Origin of the sequence: Pseudomonas putida, assembly GCF_009883635.2 — a bacterium.
Classification (GTDB): Bacteria; Pseudomonadota; Gammaproteobacteria; order Pseudomonadales; family Pseudomonadaceae; genus Aquipseudomonas; species Aquipseudomonas putida_W.
Window position 1 is genome coordinate 5,347,882 of record NZ_CP026115.2, and the last position, 22,764, is coordinate 5,370,645.

Annotated in this window: 19 protein-coding genes; 15 read left to right on the forward strand and 4 right to left on the reverse strand. The window is 62.4% G+C overall.

The features are described from left to right. The first annotated feature begins 3 nt into the window (after positions 1-3). Together C2H86_RS24305 and C2H86_RS24310 are read left to right on the forward strand one after the other, a co-directional pair. On the forward strand, positions 4-1,569 hold the full coding sequence (locus tag C2H86_RS24305; protein ID WP_159410209.1) for a GumC family protein: 1,566 nt from the start codon (positions 4-6) through the stop codon (positions 1,567-1,569). Between the two features lie 11 nt (positions 1,570-1,580). Continuing rightward, positions 1,581-2,387, forward strand: coding sequence for a CpsD/CapB family tyrosine-protein kinase (locus tag C2H86_RS24310; RefSeq protein WP_159410210.1), 807 nt, complete (start codon positions 1,581-1,583; stop codon positions 2,385-2,387). Positions 2,388-2,430: 43 nt separating this feature from the next. On the opposite strand, the gene galE is transcribed toward C2H86_RS24310, so the two are convergent. The 3 genes from galE to C2H86_RS24325 all read right to left on the reverse strand — a co-directional run bounded on the left by galE (position 2,431) and on the right by C2H86_RS24325 (position 7,600). Beyond that, entirely contained in the window at positions 2,431-3,393 is a 963-nt protein-coding gene (gene galE, locus C2H86_RS24315; RefSeq protein WP_159410211.1) for a UDP-glucose 4-epimerase GalE, read from the reverse strand. Positions 3,394-3,468: 75 nt separating this feature from the next. After that, on the reverse strand, positions 3,469-6,069 hold the full coding sequence (locus C2H86_RS24320; protein WP_159410212.1) for a cellulase family glycosylhydrolase: 2,601 nt from the start codon (positions 6,067-6,069) through the stop codon (positions 3,469-3,471). A 4-nt stretch (positions 6,070-6,073) separates the two neighbouring features. After that, positions 6,074-7,600, reverse strand: a complete 1,527-nt coding sequence (locus C2H86_RS24325; protein ID WP_159410213.1) for an O-antigen ligase family protein — start codon at positions 7,598-7,600, stop codon at positions 6,074-6,076. A 380-nt stretch (positions 7,601-7,980) separates the two neighbouring features. Between C2H86_RS24325 and C2H86_RS28575 the strand changes: the two genes are divergently transcribed. From C2H86_RS28575 to C2H86_RS24385, 12 genes are all read left to right on the forward strand, one after another. Continuing rightward, positions 7,981-8,103 carry a hypothetical protein gene (locus C2H86_RS28575; RefSeq protein ID WP_275898217.1) on the forward strand — a complete coding sequence of 41 codons (123 nt, stop codon included), beginning with the start codon at positions 7,981-7,983 and terminating at the stop codon, positions 8,101-8,103. Beyond that, the gene (locus C2H86_RS24335) at positions 8,100-9,566 is read left to right on the forward strand and encodes an FAD-dependent oxidoreductase (RefSeq protein ID WP_159410214.1); all 1,467 of its coding nucleotides are present in this window, start codon (positions 8,100-8,102) and stop codon (positions 9,564-9,566) included. Before C2H86_RS28575 ends, C2H86_RS24335 begins: the two co-directional genes overlap by 4 nt. 121 nt (positions 9,567-9,687) lie before the next feature. Further along, positions 9,688-10,305, forward strand: coding sequence for an acyltransferase (locus C2H86_RS24340; protein ID WP_159410215.1), 618 nt, complete (start codon positions 9,688-9,690; stop codon positions 10,303-10,305). Then, positions 10,298-11,254: a glycosyltransferase family 2 protein gene (locus C2H86_RS24345; RefSeq protein ID WP_159410216.1), complete on the forward strand. Its 957-nt coding sequence runs from the start codon at positions 10,298-10,300 to the stop codon at positions 11,252-11,254. The genes C2H86_RS24340 and C2H86_RS24345 overlap by 8 nt, the downstream gene beginning before the upstream one ends. Positions 11,255-11,262: 8 nt before the next feature. Next, complete coding sequence (locus C2H86_RS24350) at positions 11,263-11,787, forward strand: serine O-acetyltransferase (RefSeq protein ID WP_159410217.1); 525 nt, start codon at positions 11,263-11,265, stop codon at positions 11,785-11,787. Between the two features lie 27 nt (positions 11,788-11,814). Next, a complete protein-coding gene (locus tag C2H86_RS24355) occupies positions 11,815-12,792 on the forward strand; it encodes a glycosyltransferase family 2 protein (protein ID WP_159410218.1) in 978 nt (325 codons plus the stop codon). A gap of 7 nt (positions 12,793-12,799) precedes the next feature. After that, positions 12,800-13,747 carry a DUF535 family protein gene (locus C2H86_RS24360; RefSeq protein WP_159410219.1) on the forward strand — a complete coding sequence of 316 codons (948 nt, stop codon included), beginning with the start codon at positions 12,800-12,802 and terminating at the stop codon, positions 13,745-13,747. Between the two features lie 22 nt (positions 13,748-13,769). After that, positions 13,770-14,975, forward strand: coding sequence for a glycosyltransferase (locus C2H86_RS24365; protein WP_159410220.1), 1,206 nt, complete (start codon positions 13,770-13,772; stop codon positions 14,973-14,975). Beyond that, positions 14,969-16,156 (forward strand): glycosyltransferase family 2 protein, encoded by a 1,188-nt coding sequence (locus C2H86_RS24370; RefSeq protein ID WP_159410221.1) that lies wholly within the window; start codon positions 14,969-14,971, stop codon positions 16,154-16,156. The genes C2H86_RS24365 and C2H86_RS24370 overlap by 7 nt, the downstream gene beginning before the upstream one ends. Continuing rightward, the gene (locus C2H86_RS24375) at positions 16,156-16,905 is read left to right on the forward strand and encodes a WecB/TagA/CpsF family glycosyltransferase (protein ID WP_159410222.1); all 750 of its coding nucleotides are present in this window, start codon (positions 16,156-16,158) and stop codon (positions 16,903-16,905) included. The genes C2H86_RS24370 and C2H86_RS24375 overlap by 1 nt, the downstream gene beginning before the upstream one ends. A gap of 174 nt (positions 16,906-17,079) precedes the next feature. After that, entirely contained in the window at positions 17,080-18,501 is a 1,422-nt protein-coding gene (locus C2H86_RS24380) for an undecaprenyl-phosphate glucose phosphotransferase (RefSeq protein WP_159410223.1), read from the forward strand. Between the two features lie 37 nt (positions 18,502-18,538). Then, a complete protein-coding gene (locus tag C2H86_RS24385) occupies positions 18,539-20,200 on the forward strand; it encodes a phosphoethanolamine transferase (RefSeq protein ID WP_159410224.1) in 1,662 nt (553 codons plus the stop codon). Here C2H86_RS24385 and C2H86_RS24390 read toward each other — a convergent pair whose 3' ends face one another. Next, complete coding sequence (locus C2H86_RS24390; RefSeq protein WP_159410225.1) at positions 20,201-21,145, reverse strand: LysR substrate-binding domain-containing protein; 945 nt, start codon at positions 21,143-21,145, stop codon at positions 20,201-20,203. 146 nt (positions 21,146-21,291) lie between these two features. On the opposite strand from C2H86_RS24390, the gene C2H86_RS24395 reads away from it, so the two are divergent. Beyond that, positions 21,292-22,668 (forward strand): L-serine ammonia-lyase, encoded by a 1,377-nt coding sequence (locus C2H86_RS24395; protein ID WP_159410226.1) that lies wholly within the window; start codon positions 21,292-21,294, stop codon positions 22,666-22,668. Positions 22,669-22,764 lie beyond the last annotated feature (96 nt).

The following is a 22,764-nucleotide window of genomic DNA, read 5'->3' on the forward strand; positions in this document are numbered from 1 at the left end:
ACTATGAAATCTGAGTACGAGCTCTCTATAAAAGATTACGTCGCCATCATCAAGGACCGTGCCTTGCTGCTGGCGATCGTCATAGTGGTCGTGGTGGCCGCTACCATCGGGGTGGCGATCAGTGTGCCGCCGATCTATCAGTCGACCGGGACCATTCTGGTGGAGTCGCAGCAGATCTCCCCGGACCTGGTCTCGGCGGGCAACAATACCTTTGCCGATGAGCGTATCGAGGTCATCCGCCAGCGGGTGATGACCCGCGAGAATCTGGCGCGGATCATCGACAAGTACAACCTGTTCGCCGACCGCGGCAGCCGCTTCAGCGAAACCGACAAGATCGAGCAGATGCGCAGTGCGATCGTGGTCGCCACGCTCAGCACGTACGTCAAGGGGCGCGGCGAGGCCACCGTGGCCTTCACCGTATCCTATGAGGACAAACGCGCGGACGTGGCCAAGGAAGTGGCCGACGAGCTGGTGTCGCTGTTCCTCAACGAGAACATGAAGCAGCGTACCGAACGTGCCACCGAAACCACCGAATTCCTCTCCCAGGAAGCTGACAAGCTCGGCGCCGAGCTGGCCGACCTGGAAAACAAGCTGGCGGATTTCAAGCAGGCGCACTCCAATGCCCTGCCTGAAAACCAGCAGTTGCGCATGAGCATGTTGTCGCGCTCGGAACTGGAGTTCCGTGAGGTGGACCGTGACTACAAGGCTGCGCAGGAAGAACTGCGTTATCTGGAACTGGAACTGGCGGCGGCCAACTCCGGCGTGCCGACCCAGGCGGCCAATGGCAGGGCCGTTGCCCCAGACCCTCAGGATCTGCCTGGGCTGAAGGCCGAATACGCCCGACTGCTGACCAAATACACTGAAGCGCATCCGGACGTGGTGGCGATCAAACGCAAGATCGACGTGCTCAAAACATCGGGTAACCAGGGCATTGCCGCAGTGGCTGGCGGCAACCTCGACGCCGCGCGTGTACGGACCAAGATGGCTGCTGCGCAGTCGCGCATCGCCTCGCTGGCCGACCAGAAGCGCCAGCTGACCACCAAGATGGAAGGCTACGAGGCCGATATCCTCGAGGCGCCGCAAGTCGAGCGCGGCCTGGTGACGCTGCTGCGCGACCATGACAACGCACGCAAGAAATACGAAGAAATACGCAACAAGCAGATGGGCGCGAAGATTACCGAAAGCCTCGAGCAGGAAAACAAGGCCGAGCGCTTCGTGCTGCTGGAGCCACCGCTGATGCCGGAAAAACCGGTCAAACCCAACCGCAAGAAAATCGTCGCACTTGGCCTGGTACTGGCCCCGGCCGCTGGCGGTGGCCTGGTGATGCTGCTGGAAATGCTCAATCAGCGCGTGCGCGGTGTCGGTGCCTTGGAGAGCGTACTGGGCCGGCGCGTGCTGGTGGCGGTGCCGTATATCGCGACCAAGGCGGACAAGGCCAGGCGCAAGCGGCTGATGTCGATGATGATAGGTGCCGGTTTGCTGCTGATTGCTATCCTGTTGGTGGGCGTCCACATGTTTTACATGCCTTTGGACCTCCTGCTTTTCAAAGCTATGGCTCGGTTTGAATAGGGAGCGCAGCGATGGACAGAAGTACGCCGGCTATTGGTAAGAACATTCACCAGGTTTCACCTGCCACCTCCGATACGGCGCAGGTGCCGTCTGTGAGGGCAAAACCCGGTGAACTTGGCCAGTTCGATTATGTGCAGACCAAGGTGGTGCCGCTGAGTGCGGAGCACCTGGAGCGTAACCGGATCATTTCCTTCAACAAGAACTCGAACATGAGCGGGGCGATCGACCTGCTGCGCACCCAGGTGCTGCATGCCATGGAGGAGAACGGCTGGCGCACGCTGGCGATCACTTCGCCGACGCCCGAGGCTGGCAAGACCGTATTGGCCGTCAACCTGGCCATGAGCATCGCTCACCACACTACCAAAACCGCCTTGCTGGTCGATTTCGACCTGCGTCGCCCACGGGTCGGCAGCACCCTGGGATTGCCGATGGAAAAGGCGCTCAACGATGTGCTCAGCGGCAAGGCGTGGCTGGAAGAGGCGCTGGTCAACCCGACGCTGCCACGCTTCGTGGTACTGCCGACCCGCGAGCCGGTGCCGATGTCGACCGAAGTGCTGTCGTCGCCCAAGGTCGATAACATGATTGCCGAGTTGCGGGATCGCTATGACTCCAGGATTTGCATCTTCGACTTGCCACCGCTGTTGAGCTCCGACGATGCGATGACCATCCTGCCGAAAATCGACTGCGTGCTGCTGGTGGTGGCCAACGGCATGAATAGCAAGAAGGACATCGAGGATTGCCTGTATCACCTGGCTTCATCGAACCTGGTGGGGGCGGTTTTGAACAAGGCGGACGAGCAGCTGCGGACCTACTACTGAAGGTTGGCCCCTTCACGCTGTGCCGGCGCGAAGGGGCTGGCTGTCATTTCCAGGGATACTTCATCTCCCACGCCCACGCATGACTCACGATCTCATCCAGTGAAGTGTGCACGGGTTGCCAGCCCAGCACCGACCTGGCTTCTTCAGCATCGGCCACCAGCCGGGGCGGGTCACCAGCGCGGCGTGGCGCTTCATTCACATTGATCTGCCGCCCGGTCACTGCCCGAGCAGTATCGATCACTTCCTGCACCGAAAACCCTAGTCCGTTGCCCAGGTTGAACGCAGTGGTCACACCGTCAGCCAGCAGGTACTCCACTGCCAGCGCGTGCGCCGAAGCCAGGTCTTCAACGTGGATATAGTCACGGATGCAAGTGCCATCGGGGGTGTCGTAGTCATGGCCGAACACGGTCACGGCCTCGCGGCGCCCGGAGGCCGCCTGCAGGATCAGTGGAATCAGGTGGGTTTCCGGCTCATGGCATTCGCCCAGTTCGCCGTCCGGGTCAGCGCCGGCCGCGTTGAAATAACGCAAGCTCACCGAGCGCAGGCCATAGGCCCGGTCGAAGTCTTCGAGCATCTGTTCCACCATCCATTTGGTGCGGCCGTAGGGGTTGATCGGCACCTTCGGGTGTTGCTCGTCGATGGGTACATACTGAGGGTCGCCGTACACGGCTGCACTGGAGGAGAAGATCAGTCGCTTGATGCCTGCCCGTTCCATCGCCTCCAACAGACTCAGGGTCGCGCAGACGTTGTTCTGGTAGTACTTGTCGGGGGCGGCCACCGACTCGCCGACCTGGATGAACGAGGCGAAATGGAACACCGCATCGAAGTGACAGTCGCTGAACAGGGCGTCCAGCGCGCGGCCGTCGGCGATGTCGAGACAGTTCCACTTGATGCCGGGCGCCGGCGCCTGAAGGTCTGCAACCACCACCTCATGGCCGGCACGCAGCAGGTGCTTGACCATGTGTGAACCGATATAACCTGCACCACCGACAACCAAGTACTTCATCCAATCCTCCTGGAACAGACGTAGCGTCGAATGCCTGGAATACAGGGCTTCAATGACTGTAGATGGCGATATGCCCTATTTCAAGAACAGCCAGTTGGCCATGTGCTGGCCATCGAACGTGATCAGGTAGCGCCCATCCTTGTAGCTCGCAGGCAGGGCATTTTCCTTGCCGTCGCTGCTGCGGCTGTAGAGCTTCAGACCTGCTGGTGCCTTGATGCTCAGGCTGCCTTCGAGGGGTTCGACATGGAAGGGTGTGACGTCATCGGGCCTGGGGATGGCGCGGCTGCCCAGTGAAATGAGCAGGTTGCGCGACTTGGCCAGCGGCTTGCTGTCCAGGCTCTGCACCACGACACTGGCGTAGCCGGTTTTCAGCTGGACGTGGATGTCACCCACGCTCAGCGACTGGCCACCCAGCCAGCCCGTCGCCGCCTGCGTCATGGGCGTATCGATGGTGTAGAGGCCTTGTTGCCAGTTGTGGCGCAGTTCGCCGCTGTCGCTTACGGCTTCGCTGGCATTGGCATCGATCAGTGACTGCCCAGGGTCTTTCAGCACCTGCGCGTCAGCGGGAATCGTGCCGGCCTGCAGCCACGGCAACTCCGGGGTTTGCGGCATGGCGATCTGCAGACGGCCTTTTTCCATGGCGGTGCGCAACATCACCGAGTTGGCCGGTGAGATGTCCTGATTGAACAGCGTTGCCGCGGTGGGTGCGAAAACATAGCGGGTATTTGCCTGGTGCACGTCTTGGCGCCGATAGAGCAGGGCGGCGGCGGGGAGGGTGGCGATCAGCCCCGGGTCGTTGTAGGCATTCCAGTTGTCGGCCCGGCGCCATGGTTCGAAGAACGCCTGCTGGCTGTAGGCGTATTGCATGATTGCGTCCCAGCCCTGGTGGCTGCCGGTGCCGGCTACGTAAAGCGGCAGCGTGTGGCGGTCGGGCAAGGGAAAGGGTTCGGCGTTCCACTCGGTGACGGTCATCGGCTTGCCCAGCACCTGGGCCGCACCCAGCCAGTTGATCATGCCGTCGCTGCTCAGCGGGTTCTTCTCCAGTTGGCCAAGGCCGCCGTAGCTGTGGGCGTCGACCACGTCACCCGCCGTCAATGCGGGCAGCGAGGACAGGCCATTGAGGCCCCAGGTGCTGGTGGTGGCGATCGGCACCTTGACCCCGAGCGTGCGCAGGTAGCCGATCATGTCGGCGTAGAAACGCTGCTCAAGGTCGTTGAGGAACAGCTTCGACGGGCCGTGCTCCCAGGCGCGCCAGGTCTTGTCCGCCGGCAGGTCGTGGCGCTGGGCGAAGGCCTTGGCCTGCTCCATGTAGAGGCGGCTGTGCTTGGGGACATCCTTGTCGGGCAGCAGTGCGTTGCCGAAGTGGTGGGTGACATCGTTCTCGTTGGTGATCAGCACGGCGGCAATCGCCGGGTCGTCCTTGTAGGCGAGCCCGGTGTAGCTGTTGACGTGGGTCAGGTACTGCTCGGCAAAGCGCTTCAAGGCCTGCTGCAGGGTGACGTTGACGAACAGGTAGCCCTTGAGGCCAGCGACGCCATGGTCCTTGGGCAGCTCGTCGAAACCGTAGATGTTGTCGGCGGCAGTGACTGGCCGCGACACATGCAGGTCGAGCCACACATAGATACCTTCGTCCTTGAGGCTCTTGATCCACAGGTCGATCTTCTTCAGCGACTCGGCGCTGAGCTGCTGGGTGTCCTTGATCTGCTGCAGGTCGCCGAAGATGTTGGGCGTCACCCAGGGGGAGTCATGGTGGTGCAGGCGCACGAGGTTGAAGCCCAGGGCCGACAGGCGCTTGGCCTGTTGCCTGATTTCTTCGTCGGGCGTACGGAACAGCGAATAGGCCGACAGGTTGGTACCCCAGAAACGCACCGGGGTGCCGTCGGCAAACACCAGCTGCTCACCATCGGCCTTGACGAAGCCACGCTTGCCGGCCGGTTTCTCTGGCGTGTTGAGAAACGACAGGTCAACCGGTGAAGTGCGCCAGTCGAGCTGGTCATCCGGCCATGTCGTGGGGTCGGTCATGCCGAAGCGTTCAGTAGCGGTCTGGCCGATGGTGATATCCCCGGTCACGCTCAGCTGCGCCTTGATCTGCTGTTGCCCAGGCTTGATCGGGTCGGTGTAGAAGAAGGTGCGCACCTGGTCGGTGTTGCCGCGCTCGAAATACACCTTGGCCAACGGTGGGTCGAAGCGCATTTCGACGTGTGGCCCTTGGGGGTTCTTGCCCCACGACCAGCCGCGATTGTCGGGTAACAGCACCGGGTCGCCCATTTCCCCGGCGATCAGCGTGGGGTCGAAGCGCCAGACGATACCGCCCCCCATCACGTTGCTCTGCCTGCTGTGCGCCTGCAGGTCAAAGTCCCAGGTGAGGGTTTGCGCCTGGGGCTTCTGGATGTCGGCCTTCAGGTCGAAGTCCAGGTCCTTGTTGCTGCCGGTCAGTGTGTAGCGGTAGGGCCCATCGACCTTGAGCGCAGGATAGAACCCGGTCCACCCCCAGTTCGCGCCCCAGAAGTCGAAGCTGGGCACGAAGGCCGGGCCACCCCCTCGGGTCAGTGTGGGCAGGCCGTTCTGCTCGTCGACACGCACGACCCACTCGGATGCCCAGGCGCCCACTGGCAATGCCAGCAGGCCGACCAGTAGCGATGTGCGGGTCCATGTACACAGGGCGAGACTGGGCATCGAACTACCTCGGTTGAAGGCTGATGGTGGTCACCTGGCTGGTTTCTTCAATGGCCTGTCGGCGCATCATCTGGATGTAGGCGACGCTGAGCCCGGCAAGCGACCAGTACACGATCGGGATGACCGTGATGCTGCTGACGGTGAAAATGGTGACCAGGATCCCCAGCAGGGTCGCCAGCAGCACCCGCCCCAGCAGGCGGTACGGGTCAGCGTTGTCGCTGATCGCGCGCATTGCCCGGTGGATGCCCAGCAGGATGCAGGCGAAAAAGCCCAGGAACAGCCCCAGCCCCACCAGGCCGATGCGCAGGGCCAGGCCAACGTAGGTGTTGACGATGTCGATGATGCCTTCGCCCTGGATCATCGATTGCATTTCCGGGGTGCTGCGGTAATCGAAGGAGCCGAACAGCGGATTGCGCTGGATGACGATCCACGAATTGTCGAGCAGGCGTTGGCGGTAGGTGATGTTCTCCGTGTCCACCTTGCCGATGAAGGGCAGCAGGTCGAGTATCTTGTCGCCACCGGGCATGACGCTCAGCAGCGGTATGCTCAACACCCCGGCCAGTGCCAGCAACGCCAGGCGCGATACGGCGCGCCTGCCCAGCGCGATGAACACCACCACGATTACCCCGGCGCCGATCCATGGGCCGCGCGAGAGTGGGGCAAACAGCCCGGCGGCCAGCAGCAGGGCGCCTAGATAGCGGTGCGCAGGCCGTTGCACGAAGTGCTGCACGAACAGGAACAAGCCGATGGCCACGGCCATCACGTAGCCGAGCACGATTGCCTGCCCGGTGGTGACACTGGCACGCAACGAGCCACCACGGCTCAGGTAGGCTTTCATGTCCCATTGCAGGCCCAGGGCATCGAGCAGGGCGTTGTACAGCAGCCAGTTTCGTACGTACTCGGCAACCCCGAGCAGCGCCAGGAGAAAGCCCACGAGGACGAACGCGAGCATGGCGTCCTTGAAGTCACTGAGTTCACGCAAGCCACGGCTGGCCACGTAATAGGGCAGGAACACATCGATGTACAGGCTCAGCACCTGGCGCAGCGTGTCGGTGACGGTGGTTTCGCGCAGCGCCAGTGCGCTGGTCAGCACCAGGCTGGCCAGCAGCAGCTTGTCGGGCAGCAGGCGGCCGAAGCGAATGCTGTCGCTTTGCTTGCGCAGCACCAGCGCCGCCGGCAGCAGTACGCACAGGGTCAGGACGCGTTGGTGGTTGATGTCGAACAGGTAGTTGATCACGCCAAAACCGGGGATTTCGGTCATCGCGGGCGGGATCAGGAACAGCAACAGGAAAAACAGCGCCAGCGGGTTGTGCTCGCGGCGCTGGGCAACCAGCAAGATCACCGTGGCGGCGCCGGCATACAGCCAGAAGCTGTGGGCGAAAAATGCCGCCAGGGTCAGCACAAACCACAGGTTGCGGCGTCGCTTGAAGTCCGCCAGGTGGATCAGGTCCGTTGCCGGACGCCGGGCCATGAAGAAAACCACACTGGCCACAATCACAATGACGACCAGGGCTCTTAAATGTTCAGGCATGGGTTGTAGGCACCTATCCCTCGGTGGACTGGATGGAGGCTAGCATCGTGGCTAAATGAAACTATAGTGAGTTCTAGCCATTCGGTCAGAGATTGAAGTCATGCAGTCGATTGAAGTTGTGGCGATGCGAAAAATCCAGCACAGGCGCGTGACGCAGGTTATGCCTATGATTGCGATAGGGGCACTCAGTGCCTCTCTGTCGACGCGCTTTTTCGATTGACCCTGATGGTCGCCCGACAAGGCCCGCGGCGGTAGAGAGCGGGGCATAAGAAAATCAACGGTATGGGGCTGTGATCATGGGGAAGCTGCAGTTTTGTACTCCGTTGCTGGGGCGGAGAGGCTTTCTACGTAATTGTGTCTTGTTGAGTGCCGGGGCGGCCGTGTTCGGTGTCTGTGTCAATGCCAACGCCAATGCGGCGCGCAAACCAGAGCCAAAGGGCGGCTTCGTCATCATCAACGGCTGGGTGTTGCCGGTGGGGTACTTCCAGGACGGGCGCTCATGATCAAGGACTACGACACCGACAAGACCCTGCGTAACGCTTACGACTTCTGCATCATCGGTGCAGGCCCAGCGGGGATCACGCTGGCCTTGCGCCTGGCGGCTGCGGGATGGAGCGTGGCGTTGCTCGAAGGGGGCGCGCGCGAGTACACGCCGCGCTCGCAGGCGCTGTACAAATGCACCTCCACCGGCCTCGAGCTGTATCCCGGGGAAGCCCGCCTGCGTTATCTGGGCGGCACCTCCAATCACTGGATGGGGCGTTGCCGGCCGTTCACCGAATCTGATTTCGCCGTGCCACCGCCCGTCGACATGCCCGGTTGGCCGATCCCTTTCGCTGAGATCGAACGCTATTTGCCGGGCGCCATGGAGATCGTCGATCTGCCCCAGGGCGCGGAGTTTCGCGCGGTGAACCCGGGCCTGAATGGTGGCGATTTCGATGCCGACCGTTTCCTGCTCAGTCCACCAACACGTTTTGCGCAGAAGTACGCCACGGCGCTCGACCAAACGCCTGGGCTGGATGTGTTCATCAACTGTAACTGCGTCGACCTCCTGTTCGACAAGGCCCACGGCCGGTTGAAAGCTGTTCAGGTGGCCGATTACGACGGCAAGCGTCAGCCGGTCACCGCGCACAACTACATCCTGGCCATGGGCGCCATTGAAAACGCCAGGCAACTGCTCAACAGCCAGTCGTTGGCGGACGCGGGCATCGTGCGCAAGGACGGCCTGGTCGGTCGGTGCTTCATGGAGCACCTGAATATCGACATGGGCAAGTTCATCCTGCGCAGCGGGGAAGGCACCGAGCCGCGTCAATACTTCACCACCGATGCCTTCGTCGCCGAATACCACGCCGGCAAGGGCAATGTACTGGCGTCGGTGCTGGATGATGTGCGGACCTACGGCCGCACGGCCGAAGTGAAGCACTTCCTGGAAAACCTGGCCTGTGAAATGGGCGTGGCCAGCAAGATCGCATTCGTGGCCAAGTTCAGCTGCCCGGGCGATGGCGTGATCACCACGCTGATCGAGCAGTTTCCCAACGTTCAGAGCCGCATCTCGCTGCTGGATGAAAAGGACGAACTGGGCGTGGCCAAGGTCAATGTCAACTGGGTATTGAGCGCCGATGACCGGCACACCATCAAGTGCATCGGCAGCGAACTGGCCAAGCAGTTCGCCGAAATGGGCCTGGGTTACATCAAGCTCAGCGATTACGTCTACGACACCAGCCTGCCGCTGATGTTGTCGCCGCATGCGCATCACATGGGCACCACGCGGATGGCGGCGGCCGCGAAGGACGGGGTGGTCGATATCAACTGCAAGGTGTTCGGCACCGAAAACCTCTATGTCGCCGGCAGCAGTATCTTCGCCACCGGCGGGGCCTCGAACCCGACCATGCCACTGCTGCAGTTCGCCTTGAGGCTGGCCGACCACCTCAACGAGAAGATGAACAGCACAAAGGGAGCGGCGGCCTGAACCGGCAGAACTGAAGTAGCGGTGTGAAAGGGTTGAGTGCAACAGGGTCAGCACCTACAAGAACGAGACCTTGTTTGCCTCAGGGACAGTCCAGGATCGCTTGATTTGCGAGGCTTGCCATATGTTTGGATGGATACGCAATGCAGTGGCGCATTATGCCAACACGACCGGACGCGGCGTTTCGGTCTACAGGAAAATCTGCAATCCCACACCCAGGCAGTGGGGTGAATACCACTGCCGATGGGGCCGGTTCTATTCGGTGGGCAGCAACTTTCACATGAATGTCGGTTGCAACGTCACCGACCCGTCGCTGGTGCGCATCGGCAACAATGTCGGCTTGTCCGATTGCACGCTGCTTGGTCACGACGGCGTGGTCGCGCTCATCGAGCTCTGCTATGGCAAGAAGCTGGATTCGGTCGGTGTCATCGACGTCAGGGACAACAGCTTCGTCGGCCACGGCGCGATCATCATGCCGCGCGTGACTATCGGGCCTGACTCGGTGGTGGCTGCCGGTGCCGTGGTGACCAAGGACGTGCCTCCGGGGACCGTGGTCGGCGGCAACCCGGCCAAGTTCATCTGCACCACTGAAGACCTGATCAAGCGGGTCGAAGAGCGTTGCAACGCCTACCCCTGGATAGACCTGATCAAGCAACGCAATGGCTCCTTCGACCCGGCGCTGGAGTCAACCTTGGCGATGCACCGGCGTCGCTATTTCTTCGGGGACGGCAGCAATGGATAAGAAGCCTGTCGATGTGATGGTGGTCAACTTCAACACCGCGGCATTGCTGCAGCCGATGTTCGATGCACTGCGCGCCGCAGGTGGTGAGGCGTTGGCCAGCTACCTGGTGGTGGACAATGCCTCGGTTGACGACTCGGTGGAGCGCCTGGGCAAGGTCTGCCCTGAAGCGCTGTTGCTGAGCAACAAGCTCAACGTCGGCTTTGGCCGCGCCAACAATCAACTGCTGGCGCACCTGCAAGGCAAGTACGCGCTGTTGCTCAATACCGACGCCTTCGTGGCTGCCGACAGCCTGCAGAAAACCGTCGACTACATGGAAGCACACCCGGAGTGCGGCATTCTTGGCGTGCGCCTGGTAGGCCGGGATGGCGATCTGCAGCCGAGCTGCCGCTATTTCCCGACCCCCTTGAACGTGTTCGTCGGGCGCACCGGGCTCGGGCGTTTCTTCCCTGGGCTGAAAATGGTCGATGAAATGGACTGGGACCACGCCTCGGTGCGTGAGTGTGACTGGTTGCCCGGTTGCTTCTACCTGGTGCGCCGTGAAGTGCTCGACCAGGTGGGGCTATTTGACCCGCGCTACTTCCTTTATTACGAGGAAGTGGACCATTGCAAGCGGGTGAAGGCGGCCGGCTGGAAAGTGGTGTACTTCCCCGACACCACCGTGGTGCACATCGGTGGTGAAAGCTCCAAGTCGGTGGCCGAACTGGAAGCGGCGAGCCGGCAGATATCCGGTTATCAGATCGAGAGCGAGCTGTTGTATTTCCGTAAGCATCACGGCCCGGCGGGGCTGGCCTTGCACATGCTGCTGGTGAGCCTGGGTGACCTGGTGCTGGCGCTCAAGGCATTGCTCAAAGGCCGCGGCCTGGCCGCGATCAAGGCGTGCTGGCGGCATACCTGCGCCACCTGGTCGCTGTTGTTCAAGACCCAGTTTGCCAGCCAACCCACACGGTAGGTGAAACCATGTTCGAAAACATCCGCGCAGATTTGCGTGCTCATGGGGGGGATTGGGGCGCCCAGGGGTTCTGGGTGCTGCTGGTCTACCGCTTCGGCCGCTGGCGCTACGGCGTGCGCCCGGCCGTGCTGCGCAAGTTGTGCTCTTTTGTCTACAAGGTGCTGTTCAAGTTCGTGCAGATCATCACCGGGGTCGAACTGCCCTGCGAGGTGGTGATTGGCCGCAACTTCGTCATCGACCACTTCGGCGGCATCGTCATCAGTGGCTATGCGCGTTTTGGCGATGACTGCCGGATCCGTAACGGCGTGGTGGTGGGCCTGAAGAATGTCGACGAACCCATCGCCCCGGTGTTCGGCAACAACGTGGATATCGGCGCCGGTGCCAAGGTGCTGGGCAATATACGCATCGGTAACAACGTGACGATAGGCTCCAACGCGGTAGTGCTGATCGATGTGCCGGACAACTGCCTGGCAGTGGGAGTGCCCGCGACCATCAAGGCGCGCAAGCACAGCGATGCGATGCAGTACACGTGACCTAGCCCAAGCGGACGAGTGAAGCTCATGGTGACAGGCATTGGAGTGGTGGTGATCGGTCGCAATGAGGGCCAGCGCCTGGAGCGCTGCCTGTTGTCGCTGATGGGCCGTGCGGACCAGCTGGTGTACGTGGACTCCGGCTCCTCCGACGGCTCGGTACAGCTGGCGCATCGGCTGGGCGTCGAAGTGGTGGCGCTGGACATGGCGCAACCCTTTACCGCTGCACGCGCGCGCAACGAAGGCTTTGCCTGCCTGCAAGCCATCGTGCCCGGTATCCGCCATGTGCAGTTCGTCGACGGCGACTGCGAAGTGGATGCCGGCTGGCTGGGCAAGGCCCAGGCATTCCTCGACCAGCACCCGGACGTGGCAGTGGTGTGCGGGCGCCGCCGCGAGCGCTTCCCGCAGCGCTCGGTGTACAACCTGCTGTGCGACCTGGAATGGGACACTCCCGTGGGGGAAGCCAAGGCCTGCGGCGGCGATGCACTGATGCGTGTCGACGCCTTCATGGCGGTGTCCGGTTTTCGCCCCGAACTGATTGCCGGCGAAGAACCGGAACTGTGCGTGCGCTTGCGCGCGGGCGGCTGGAAGGTCTGGCGCCTGCCCGATGAAATGACCCTGCACGATGCCGCCATGACCCGTTTCGGGCAATGGTGGCGGCGTAGTCTACGTGCCGGTTATGCCTATGCCGAAGGCGCTTACCTGCATGGACAGACGCCGGAACGCCATTGGTTGCGTGAATCACGGCGCGCCTGGTTATGGGGCCTGAACCTGCCGCTGGCGATCTTCGCTGTGAGCCTGTTGTCGGGCGGTTGGGGGCTGTTGTTGTTGCTGGTCTATCCGTTGCAGATCGTGCGCCTGGCCCGCCGGGGCGAGCGTTCGACGCGGGAAAACTGGTGGCAGGCGGTGTTCCTGGTGCTGGGCAAGTTCCCGGAAATGCTCGGCCAGGCGAAGTTCCTGCTGAACAGGTATGCGGCCGGCAAGGCGCTGCTGATCGAGTACAAATGACATGACGATGACGTTCAGATCGCTGGCCAAGAGCGTGCTCACCTTGCAGCCCGGTTATTCGCTGCGCGCGCTCAACAACAAGTACAAGTTGACGGTTTCCATGGCCCGGGAGTGGTCCGGCTTGCAGGCCTTTGCCCAGCGCATGTCACGGGCACTGGGCCAAGACCGCTTCGAGCGGCTGGGCGTCGATTGCATTGGCGTCGTTCAGTGGCCTTACATCAGCAAATGCTGGAACGCCCCGCAGCGTCTCGATGCGGTGGCGTCGCACTATGAAGTGGTGACTGCGCACTGTGCCCCGTTGCTGCTGTTGCGGCGTGACGAGCACCGACAGTTGTGCGACCTGACGGCATACTCCAGCGGCTGCAGCCTGGTGCTCGACCGGCCGATCTGGTTCAAGCGCGAAGGGGAGCTGGTGATCAACCTGTTCCAGGGCGAACTGCGCGTGGCCTCGCTCGCCTTTACCCTGTGCCGTGAAGCGGCAGGCCTGTGCCTGTACATCGGCGCAGTGCAGGGCATCCACAAGGGCGTGGACAGCGAGACCTCGCTGACAATCTACCGCGACCTGACCAAGGACTTCGAAGGCCTGCGCCCCAGAAGCCTGCTGATCGAGGCGATCAAGTGCGTGGCAAGAACGCTGGGGGCCGTGCGCATCTATGCGGTGGGGGACGACTACCGCCACCATCGCCATCCTTATTTTGGCGCCGACAAGCATCAGGATCTGGCGGCCAACTACGATGTGATCTGGCAGGAAAACGGCGCCGGGCCCTCGGACCGCGAGGACTTTTTCATCATCCCCTTGGCACCCGCGCAGCGCGCGGTAGAGGAAGTCGCAGCGAAGAAGCGGGCGATGTACCGCAGGCGCCATGCGTTGCTGGATGACGCGTTTGGCCAGATACAGGCCGCCTTGGCCGGCAGCCCTGCGCAGCAAAGCACGGCAGGCCTGGCCATTCAGTAAACGGACTCAGATTCGGGGCACTATGCGTATCGCTTATTTCATCAATCAGTATCCCAAGGTCAGTCACAGTTTCATTCGCCGCGAAATACTGGCGCTGGAGCGCCAGGGCGTCGAGGTTCAGCGTATCGCCTTGCGAGGCTGGGATGCCGAACTGCACGACGCCGAGGACCTGGCCGAACGGAGCAAGACCCGCTATGTGCTGCAGGATGGGTTGAGGGGCTTGTTGAAGCCGTTGTTCGAGGTCGTACGGGCACAACCCAAGCGGTTTTTTGGCGCACTGCGCCTGGCGCTTCGCCTGGGCTGGCGCGCTGATCGCCCATGGGCCTACCACCTGATCTACCTGGCCGAAGCGTGCCGGCTGGTGCAATGGCTGCAGTCATCCGCTGCGGAACATGTGCACGCACACTTTGGCACCAACTCGGCAGAAGTGGTGATGCTGGCCAATGCCCTCGGCGGGCCGGCCTACAGCTTCACCGTGCATGGGCCGGAAGAGTTCGACAAGGCGCAGATCCTGCACCTGGGCGAGAAGGTGCGGCGCGCCGCTTTCGTGGCTGCGGTCAGCTCTTTCGGTCGTAGCCAGTTGTATCGCTGGGTGGCCCATGAGCACTGGGGCAAGGTCAAGGTGGTGCATTGTGGCCTGGAGCGCAGTTTCCACGAGGGCACCGCGCTTGCACCGCCGGCTGCGCCTCGGCTGGTTTGCGTGGGGCGTCTGTGTGAGCAGAAAGGCCAGCTGCTGCTGATCGAGGCGGCGCGCACCCTGGCGAGCCGGGGCGTGCCCTTCGAACTGGTGTTGGCCGGCGATGGCGAATTGCGCGGCCCGATCGAGGCGTTGATTGCACGGTATGGCTTGCAGGCGCAAGTGCGCATCACCGGCTGGATCAGCAGTGCACAGGTGCGGGACGAACTTCTCGCCGCGCGTGCCCTGGTACTGCCCAGCTTTGCCGAGGGCTTGCCGGTGGTGATCATGGAGGCCATGGCGTTGCGCCGGCCGGTGCTGACCACCTATGTGGCCGGCATTCCCGAACTGGTCCACCCGGGTGAGAACGGCTGGTTGTTCCCGGCAGGTTCCGCCGAGGCGTTGACCGAGGCCATGCTCGACTGCCTGCAGCAACCCGTGGAGGTTCTGCAGCGCATGGGCGAGGCTGCCTACCAGCGCGTACTCACGCGCCACGACATCGATACTGAAGCCGCCAGGCTGGTCGGCCATTTCAAGGTGCCGACATGCTGACTCTGTTGAGCGGGTTGTTGGGCCTGGCGGTGCTGCTGGTCTTGTTGCCGACGCTGGTGCTGTTCACCCAGGTGGTACTGGCCTGCCTGCCTGCGCCTGTACCAGGCGCTCGGCAAGGTCCTCGTGCGCGGGTTGCCGTGCTGGTGCCCGCGCACAACGAGGCATCGCTGATCGCGTCCACGCTTGCCAGCATCAGGCCGCAATTGCGTGAAGGCGACCAGCTGCTGGTGGTCGCGGACAACTGCACGGACCAGACCGCAAGCCTTGCCCGCGCGGCGGGCGCGCAGGTGGTCGAGCGCCAGGATCAGCAGCACCGGGGCAAGGGCTACGCATTGGACTTCGGGGTGCAGCATCTGCGCCAGTCGCCCCCCGAGGTACTGATCATCATCGACGCAGACTGCCAGGTAGGGGCGGGTGCGCTCGAGCAACTGGCGCGCTGCTGTGTCGACAATGCCCGGCCCGCGCAAGCGCTGTATCTGATGCATGCCCCTGCCGGCGCCGGGTTGAAGGTGCAGGTCGCCGCCTTTGCCTGGCGGGTGAAGAACCTGGTCCGCCCGCGTGGCTGGGCCCGGGCGGGCTTGCCCTGTCAGTTGATGGGGGCGGGCATGGCCTTTGCCTGGCAAGACGTGTCGGCCGTCAACCTGGCCACCGGGCACCTGGTCGAAGACCTGAAGCTGGGCCTGGAGTGCGCTGCGCTTGGCAAGCCGCCGCTGTTTTGCCCGGAGGCTGTGGTCAACAGTCACTTCCCCACCAGCCAGGAAGGCCTGAGCATCCAGCGCAAGCGTTGGGAGCATGGTCACCTGGGGGTGGTGCTGGCCGAGGGGCCGAAGCTTCTGGGGCGCGCGCTGGTACAACGCAACTGGCCGCTGTTGGGCATGGCCGCCGACCTGCTGGTGCCACCGCTGGCCTTGTTGTCTTTGCTGCTGATGGTGCTTTTTGCGGTTACCTGGCTGGCCTTCGGGGTATTCGGCGTGCTGTTGCCCGCGCTGCTTGCCACGCTGGCGTTGGGCCTGCTCGGCGCTGCCGTCCTGCTGGCGTGGGCGCGCTTTGCACGGGAGCTGATCCCGTTTTCGGTGCTGATGTACGCGCCGTTCTATGCGGCCAGGAAAATCCCCCTGTACCTGGGGTTTCTACTCAAGCGCCAGGTGGACTGGGTGCGCTCGAAGCGGGATGACAGCTGATGGAAGCATGGGCCTGGCTGCAACGCTGGAAGTCGGTCATGGGCAAGTTGCGCCTGGTCCAGGATGCAACCGAAGAGCAACGCCTGCTGGTGTCGCTGAGCTCACCACAGCGGGCAACCGTGCTGGGCTTCGTCAACGCCCATGCGATGAACCTGGTCGCGGGCAAGGCCGATTACTGCCAGGCACTGGCGGCAGCGGACGTGCTACTGCGTGACGGTGCCGGCATGGCGATATTGCTGCGGCGCCTGGGGCTGGCCCCCGGGCTCAACATGAACGGCACGGATTTCATCCCCAAGCTGCTGGCGGCCTTCAATGGCAGGCGCGTGGCATTCTGGGGGACGCGCGAGCCGTTCCTGTCCGCAGCCGCTCAGCGCTGCGAAGCGCAGTATGGCGTGCACGTGGTGTCACGGCACGATGGCTTTGCCGAGGTCGACACCTACCTCGGCCTCGCCCAGGCACACCAGCCAGCGCTGATCGTGCTGGGCATGGGGATGCCCAAGCAGGAGCAGGTGGCGGCACGCCTGGCGGCGCTCGACAGCCCCTGCCTGATCGTGTGCGGCGGCGCCATTGTCGACTTTTTGGGTGGCAAGGTAACGCGAGCCCCTCACTGGGTGCGGCGGTTAAACGGTGAGTGGGTTTTCAGGTTGCTCAAAGAGCCGAAGCGCCTGTTTGCACGCTATGTGATTGGTAATCCGGTGTTCCTTTTGCGTGCGGTGCTCTATGCCAGGGCGCCTGCGCATCGGGTGTAGTGAAGGGGGGCGAACGGCCCCGCAGCAAACGCCGGGTGCTGCTACAGTGATATCAATCGACGCGGGGCGCCGAGCTGCAAAATTTCAAAGGTTTTTCAGGTACCTGAGGTGAGTTTCCATCGCTTCGTTGTGATGGTCAGGCATTTGCCACACACAGTTCAGTGAGGCCTTACGATGGTGTTCGAACCCAGAAGCAGTCGGTCATTGCTCCAGCGCAGAAGCAGCGTCAGCAACGCCATTCAAGCGGGCCTTGACGGAATTGCCGTCACCGGCGTGGCGTGGTACCTGATCTACGACCAGTTCGGTTACATCACCTCAGACTACGTGATCATGCTCCTGCTGCTGATCGGCGCGCTGGCGGTCATTTATGACCATTACGCCATCTACCGCAGCAACGTAGGGCTGTCGGTCAAGGCCTTCAGGCTGTTCAAGGCGTGGTCGGCGACGTTCTGTTTCCTGGTGGTCATCGCCTTCCTGACCAAGCAGAGCGAAACCTATTCACGCCTGCTGGTCGTTCAACTGTTTGTCATCGGCTATATCGTCCAGTTGTTCCTGCACGTGGCCATGCGCGAGCTGCAGAAGCGCTTCACGGCCCATGCGCGGCTGGACAACGCCTTGATCATCGGCAATGGCGACCTGGCCAATTTCCTGTATCAGAAGATCAGCAACAACCCGTGGTTCGGTGAGCGGGTAATGGGCTGTATCTGGGTCGACCAGGAAGAGGACCAGGCCCGCGAGGCGCAAGATGCAAAGCTGCGCCTGCCGGTGCTGGGCAGCATCGCCGATCTGGACGAAATCATTGCCCAGCATGGCATCCGCACCGTGTACCTGGTGACGCCCCTTGGCGGTTCTGCCGTCATTCAGGATGTCTACCTCAAGCTGCTCGACAAGTGCATCGCGGTCAATTGGGTGCCGGACATCTTCTCGCTTCGCCTGATCAACCACAGCGTGCGTGAAATTGCCGGTATTCCGGTGCTGACCCTGTCGGAAACGCCCCTGACCGGGACCAGCCTGTTCCTGAAAAACCTCGAGGACCGCGTGCTGGCCGCGCTCATCCTGCTGTGCGCATCGCCGGTATTGCTGGCGGTCGCATTGATCATCAAGTTCGACAGCCCGGGGCCGGTGTTCTTCCGTCAGGACCGTACAGGCTGGACCGGGGAGTCATTCCGTATCTGGAAATTCCGCAGCATGCACGTGCACCAACCGGAAAGTGGTGTGGTCGAGCAGGCGCAGCGTAATGACAAGCGGCTGACCCGGGTTGGCGCATTCATTCGGCGCACCAGCCTCGATGAGCTGCCGCAGCTGTTCAATGTGCTGACCGGCGACATGTCGCTGGTCGGCCCGCGTCCCCATGCCTTGCAGCACGACACCCTGTACTCCCAGGACATCGTCGATTACTTCGCCCGCCACAACATCAAGCCCGGCATGACCGGCCTGGCACAAGTGCGGGGGTATCGGGGAGAAACCAAGGACATCGAGCAGATGATCCAGCGGGTCAATTCGGACATCGAGTACATCAACAACTGGTCGTTGTGGCTCGACTTCGTGATCCTGGTGCGAACGGTCAATGCCTTCACCGGCAAGCAGGCTTATTGACGCCGGAATCCGGCGTGGCGTACAGGGGGGAGGGAGCATGAGCGTCTTGTCAACGGGAGGGGCAGGTGCCGCCAGGCTGCTGAAAGCCGAGTGGCCCTCGCTGGTGCTATGGGCGTTTCTGTTGTCGCCGCTGTTGGCCAGGCTGTTGGCGGATTGCCAATGCGCGAAGATCGACTTGCTGGTCTTGTACACCTTTGCCATTTCATTTTTGTGGCTGCTGGCAATCCGCTTCGTGTCCGCCAACCAGTTCAAAGTGCATCTGCTGCTGCTGCCCTTCTATCTGTTGGCGAGCATCGACCTGTTCGTCGTGCTGAACTTCAATTCGCGCCTGACGGCGGCGTATCTGTTCATTGCCTTGACCAACTACAAGGAAGCGACGGATTTCTTCGCCACCTACTGGCGCTCGATCGCCGGCATCCTGGCTGTGTTCGCAGTGTGTTACGGGGTGGGGCTGGCCGGGTTGCATGGCCGCCGCCTGTACCGCAACAAGGCCATTCTTGTGCTGGCGCTGGGCGGCTTGCTGCTGGGCTATGGGGCTTACTTCTACAAGACCGTCAAGGCCAACTCGCTGAGTAAAGGGGCAGTGCTCGACCTGGTGGCGAAAGACCAGAGCACGCCCGTCGGTTACCTGTCACAGATCGGCCTGACGGCGACCTTGTATGTAGAGTCCAAGGGGTACATCAAGCAGCGCCTGGAGTCAGAGGTCAAGATCACCAGCATCTCCGACCAGGCCGACATCGAGACCCTGGTGTTCGTCATCGGCGAGTCTTCGCGCCCGCACAACTGGTCGTTGTACGGCTACCAGAACAGGACCACCCCCCACCTCGATCAGCAACCAGGGCTGTTCAAGTTCAACCGCATGTGCACGACCGCGCCCTATACCTCGGTCGCCGTGCCTTCGCTGCTGAGCCTGGAACCCATCCGTGACTGGGACCTGATTGCGTCGAACAAATCGCTGGTAGGGATCTTCCGTGCGGCCGGTTACGACACCTACTGGTTGTCTTCACAGGAGGTCGACAGCTTCGGCGGGATCATTCCGCAGATCGCCGCAGAAGCTCAATACCGCCAGTACCTGGAGCGCAGCTATGACGGTGCGCTGATACCGGTTTTGCAGAATGTGCTGGGCAAGGCCAATGGGCATCGGCAGGCGATATTCATTCATATCAAGGGCAGCCACTTCGAGTACGCACGGCGTTTCCCAAGCGACTTCGCCCAGTTCAAGCCCGCCAGCGGTAGCCAGAAAGACCGGGTCACGGCCGATTACGACAACTCGGTGCTGTACACCGATTGGCTACTGTCCTCGATCATTCAACAGCTGACGGCCAGCCAGAAGAAAGCGCTGCTGGTCTACTCGTCGGACCACGGCGAGAACCTCCTGGATGACAGCCGGCAACTGTTGGGCCATGGCATGGGTAATGAATATGACCTGTCGACCTCGGCGTTTGTCTGGTCCAGCGGCAACCTCTCGCCGGAGCAGTCGGGCAAACTGCAGAAGTTGAAGGCCAGGGAAGATCAGCAGGTCAGCATCGCCTCGCTGCCGCATACGCTGCTGAACATGACCGGGATATCGATGCCGGGCTATGACAGCACGCAGGACTTGCTCAGCGATGACTTCAAGACCTCGGAATGCCCGCATCTGCTCGGCACCGGCTACGTGCCGTCGTTCAACTTCGACATCAAGCACATCGCCGCCGAGTGATCAGGCCGGTAGCACCAGTGGGTGCAAGGTGCGAAAGCCTTGGGCTTCTTCCACCAGCCAGTCGTGCACTGCACGGGCGCCGGGCTGGTTCAACCCGCCTGGCGGGTAGTGCACCATGTAGCGCTTGTGATTGGCGATGGGGTGGCCGAACGGCACGATCAAGGCGCCGCGCTCAAGCTCGTCATTGAGCAGCGTGCGCCGCGCAATGGCCACGCCGATGCCGGCGATCGCCGCTTCGATGGTCAGGTGGTTGCGGTTGAAGGTATGGCCGCGGCGCACATCCAGCCCGGTGGCGCCGATACCCTCCAGGTAGAACTCCCATTCCGCGTATTCCGAACTGCCGCGCCAGGCGGTGATGTCGTGCAGCAGCGGGTAATGCACCAGGTCCGCCGGGCCATGCAGCGGTGGGCGGCCGCGCAGCAGCGTGGGTGAACAGACCGGGAAGATCTGTTCGTCCAGCAACGGGGTCGACAGCATGCCGGGGTAACTGCCGTCGTTGAGGTCGATGGCCAGGTCGAAGTCACCGGGGTGCAAGGCCTGGGCGCTGTCTTCGGCGACCAGGCGCAGTTCGATCTCCGGGTAGCGCTGCTGGAAGCGCGGCAGCCGGGGGGTGAGCCACTTGGCCAGGAACGACGGGATCGAGCGCAGGCGCAAAGTGCCGCGGATTTCCCCGGCATCCAGGCGCAGCAGTTCGGCTTCGATGCTGCCATAGGCCTCGGTGACCGTCTGTGCCAGGCGCTGGCCCTCGGCGCTCAGCTCCACACCGCGCGCACGGCGCAGGAACAGTTTGTAGCCCAGGCGTTCTTCGAGCTGGCGCATCTGCTGGCTGACCGCACCGGGGGTGATGTGCAGTTCTTCGGCACAGCGGGTGAACGACAGGTGCCGCGCCGCACAGGAGAAAACATGCAGCCAGACGAACATCTGGCCATTGAGTTGTCGTCGCATCGTTTAGCCCTGCTAAAGCCTTGCTTAGAAAGTTTCGTTGGTCATCTGCCGGTGAGCGCGGCAGTATCGCGCAAATTGGCAATACCGTTCAATTTTCTCAGATCAGCGTGTGGCAGCAATCAGTGCCGACACGCTCAGGCATTAGTATGGCTATCAGTGTTTTCGACCTTTTCAAAATTGGCATCGGCCCGTCCAGTTCCCACACCGTAGGCCCGATGCGGGCGGCGGCGAGCTTTGCCCAGGCTTTGCGCGAACGTGGCCTGCTGGCGCAGGTACAGCGTATAGAAGTGCGGCTGTACGGCTCGCTTTCAGCCACCGGGGTCGGCCATGCCACTGATCGCGCCTGCCTGCTCGGCCTGATGGGACAGTGGCCGGACCGCATCGACCCGGCCACCATCGAGCCGCGTATCCATCAGCTGCTGCAGGAGCAGTGCCTGATGCTCGATGGCAGCCATCCGCTCGAATTCCAGTATGCCCGCGACATGCTGCTGCTGGACGAAAGCCTGCCTTATCACCCCAATGCCATGGCCCTGGAAGCAGTGGGCGGGCAGGGCAGCCTGTTCCAGCAGACCTACTATTCCATCGGCGGTGGCTTCATCGTCGAGCAGGGCGAGATCGATGCACCGCAGGCCGAGGCCAACGCCGTTCACCTGCCGTACGAGTTTTCCAGCGGCGCCGAACTGCTGGCGCTGTGCAAGGCCAACAACCTGAGCGTTGGCCAACTGATGCTGGCCAACGAGTGCGCCTGGCGGCCAGAAGCCGAAGTGCGCGAAGGCCTGCTGCGGATCTGGGCGGCGATGCGCGACTGTGTCGACAACGGCCTGCGCAATGAAGGCATCCTGCCCGGCGGGCTCAACGTCAAGCGCCGTGCCGCACGCCTGCACCGCAGCCTGCAGGAAGCCGGGCAGCCCAACGTGATCGGTTCGACCTTGAGTGCCATGGAGTGGGTCAACCTGTTTGCCCTGGCGGTCAATGAAGAGAATGCCGCCGGCGGGCGCATGGTCACCGCGCCCACCAATGGCGCCGCGGGCATCATCCCGGCTGTGTTGCACTACTACATGAAGTTCAACCCGAACGCCTGTGACGACGATGTGGTGGCGTTTCTGCTGGCCGCTGCCGCAGTCGGCATCCTGTGCAAGAAGAATGCATCGATCTCCGGGGCTGAAGTCGGCTGCCAGGGCGAGGTTGGCTCAGCCTGCTCGATGGCCGCTGCGGGCTTGGCCGAAGTACTGGGCGCCACACCGCCGCAACTGGAAAACGCCGCTGAAATCGCCCTGGAGCATAACCTCGGGCTGACCTGCGACCCGGTCGGCGGGCTGGTTCAGGTGCCGTGCATCGAGCGCAATGCGATAGCTGCAGTGAAGGCGATCAATGCCGTGCAGATGGCCCTGCGGGGTGATGGCGAGCACTTCATCTCGCTCGATCGGGTGATCCGCACCATGCGTGATACCGGTGCCGACATGCATGCCAACTACAAGGAGACGTCACGGGGTGGCCTGGCGGTAGCGTTCGTCGAGTGTTGATCGGCGTTTCGCCGGCAAGTGGCAGGTGCCTGCCTTGGGTTTGGGTGTGAGGCATGGATCGAGCGTCGCGCGGGCGGCGCTCGGTCGCATGGGCGC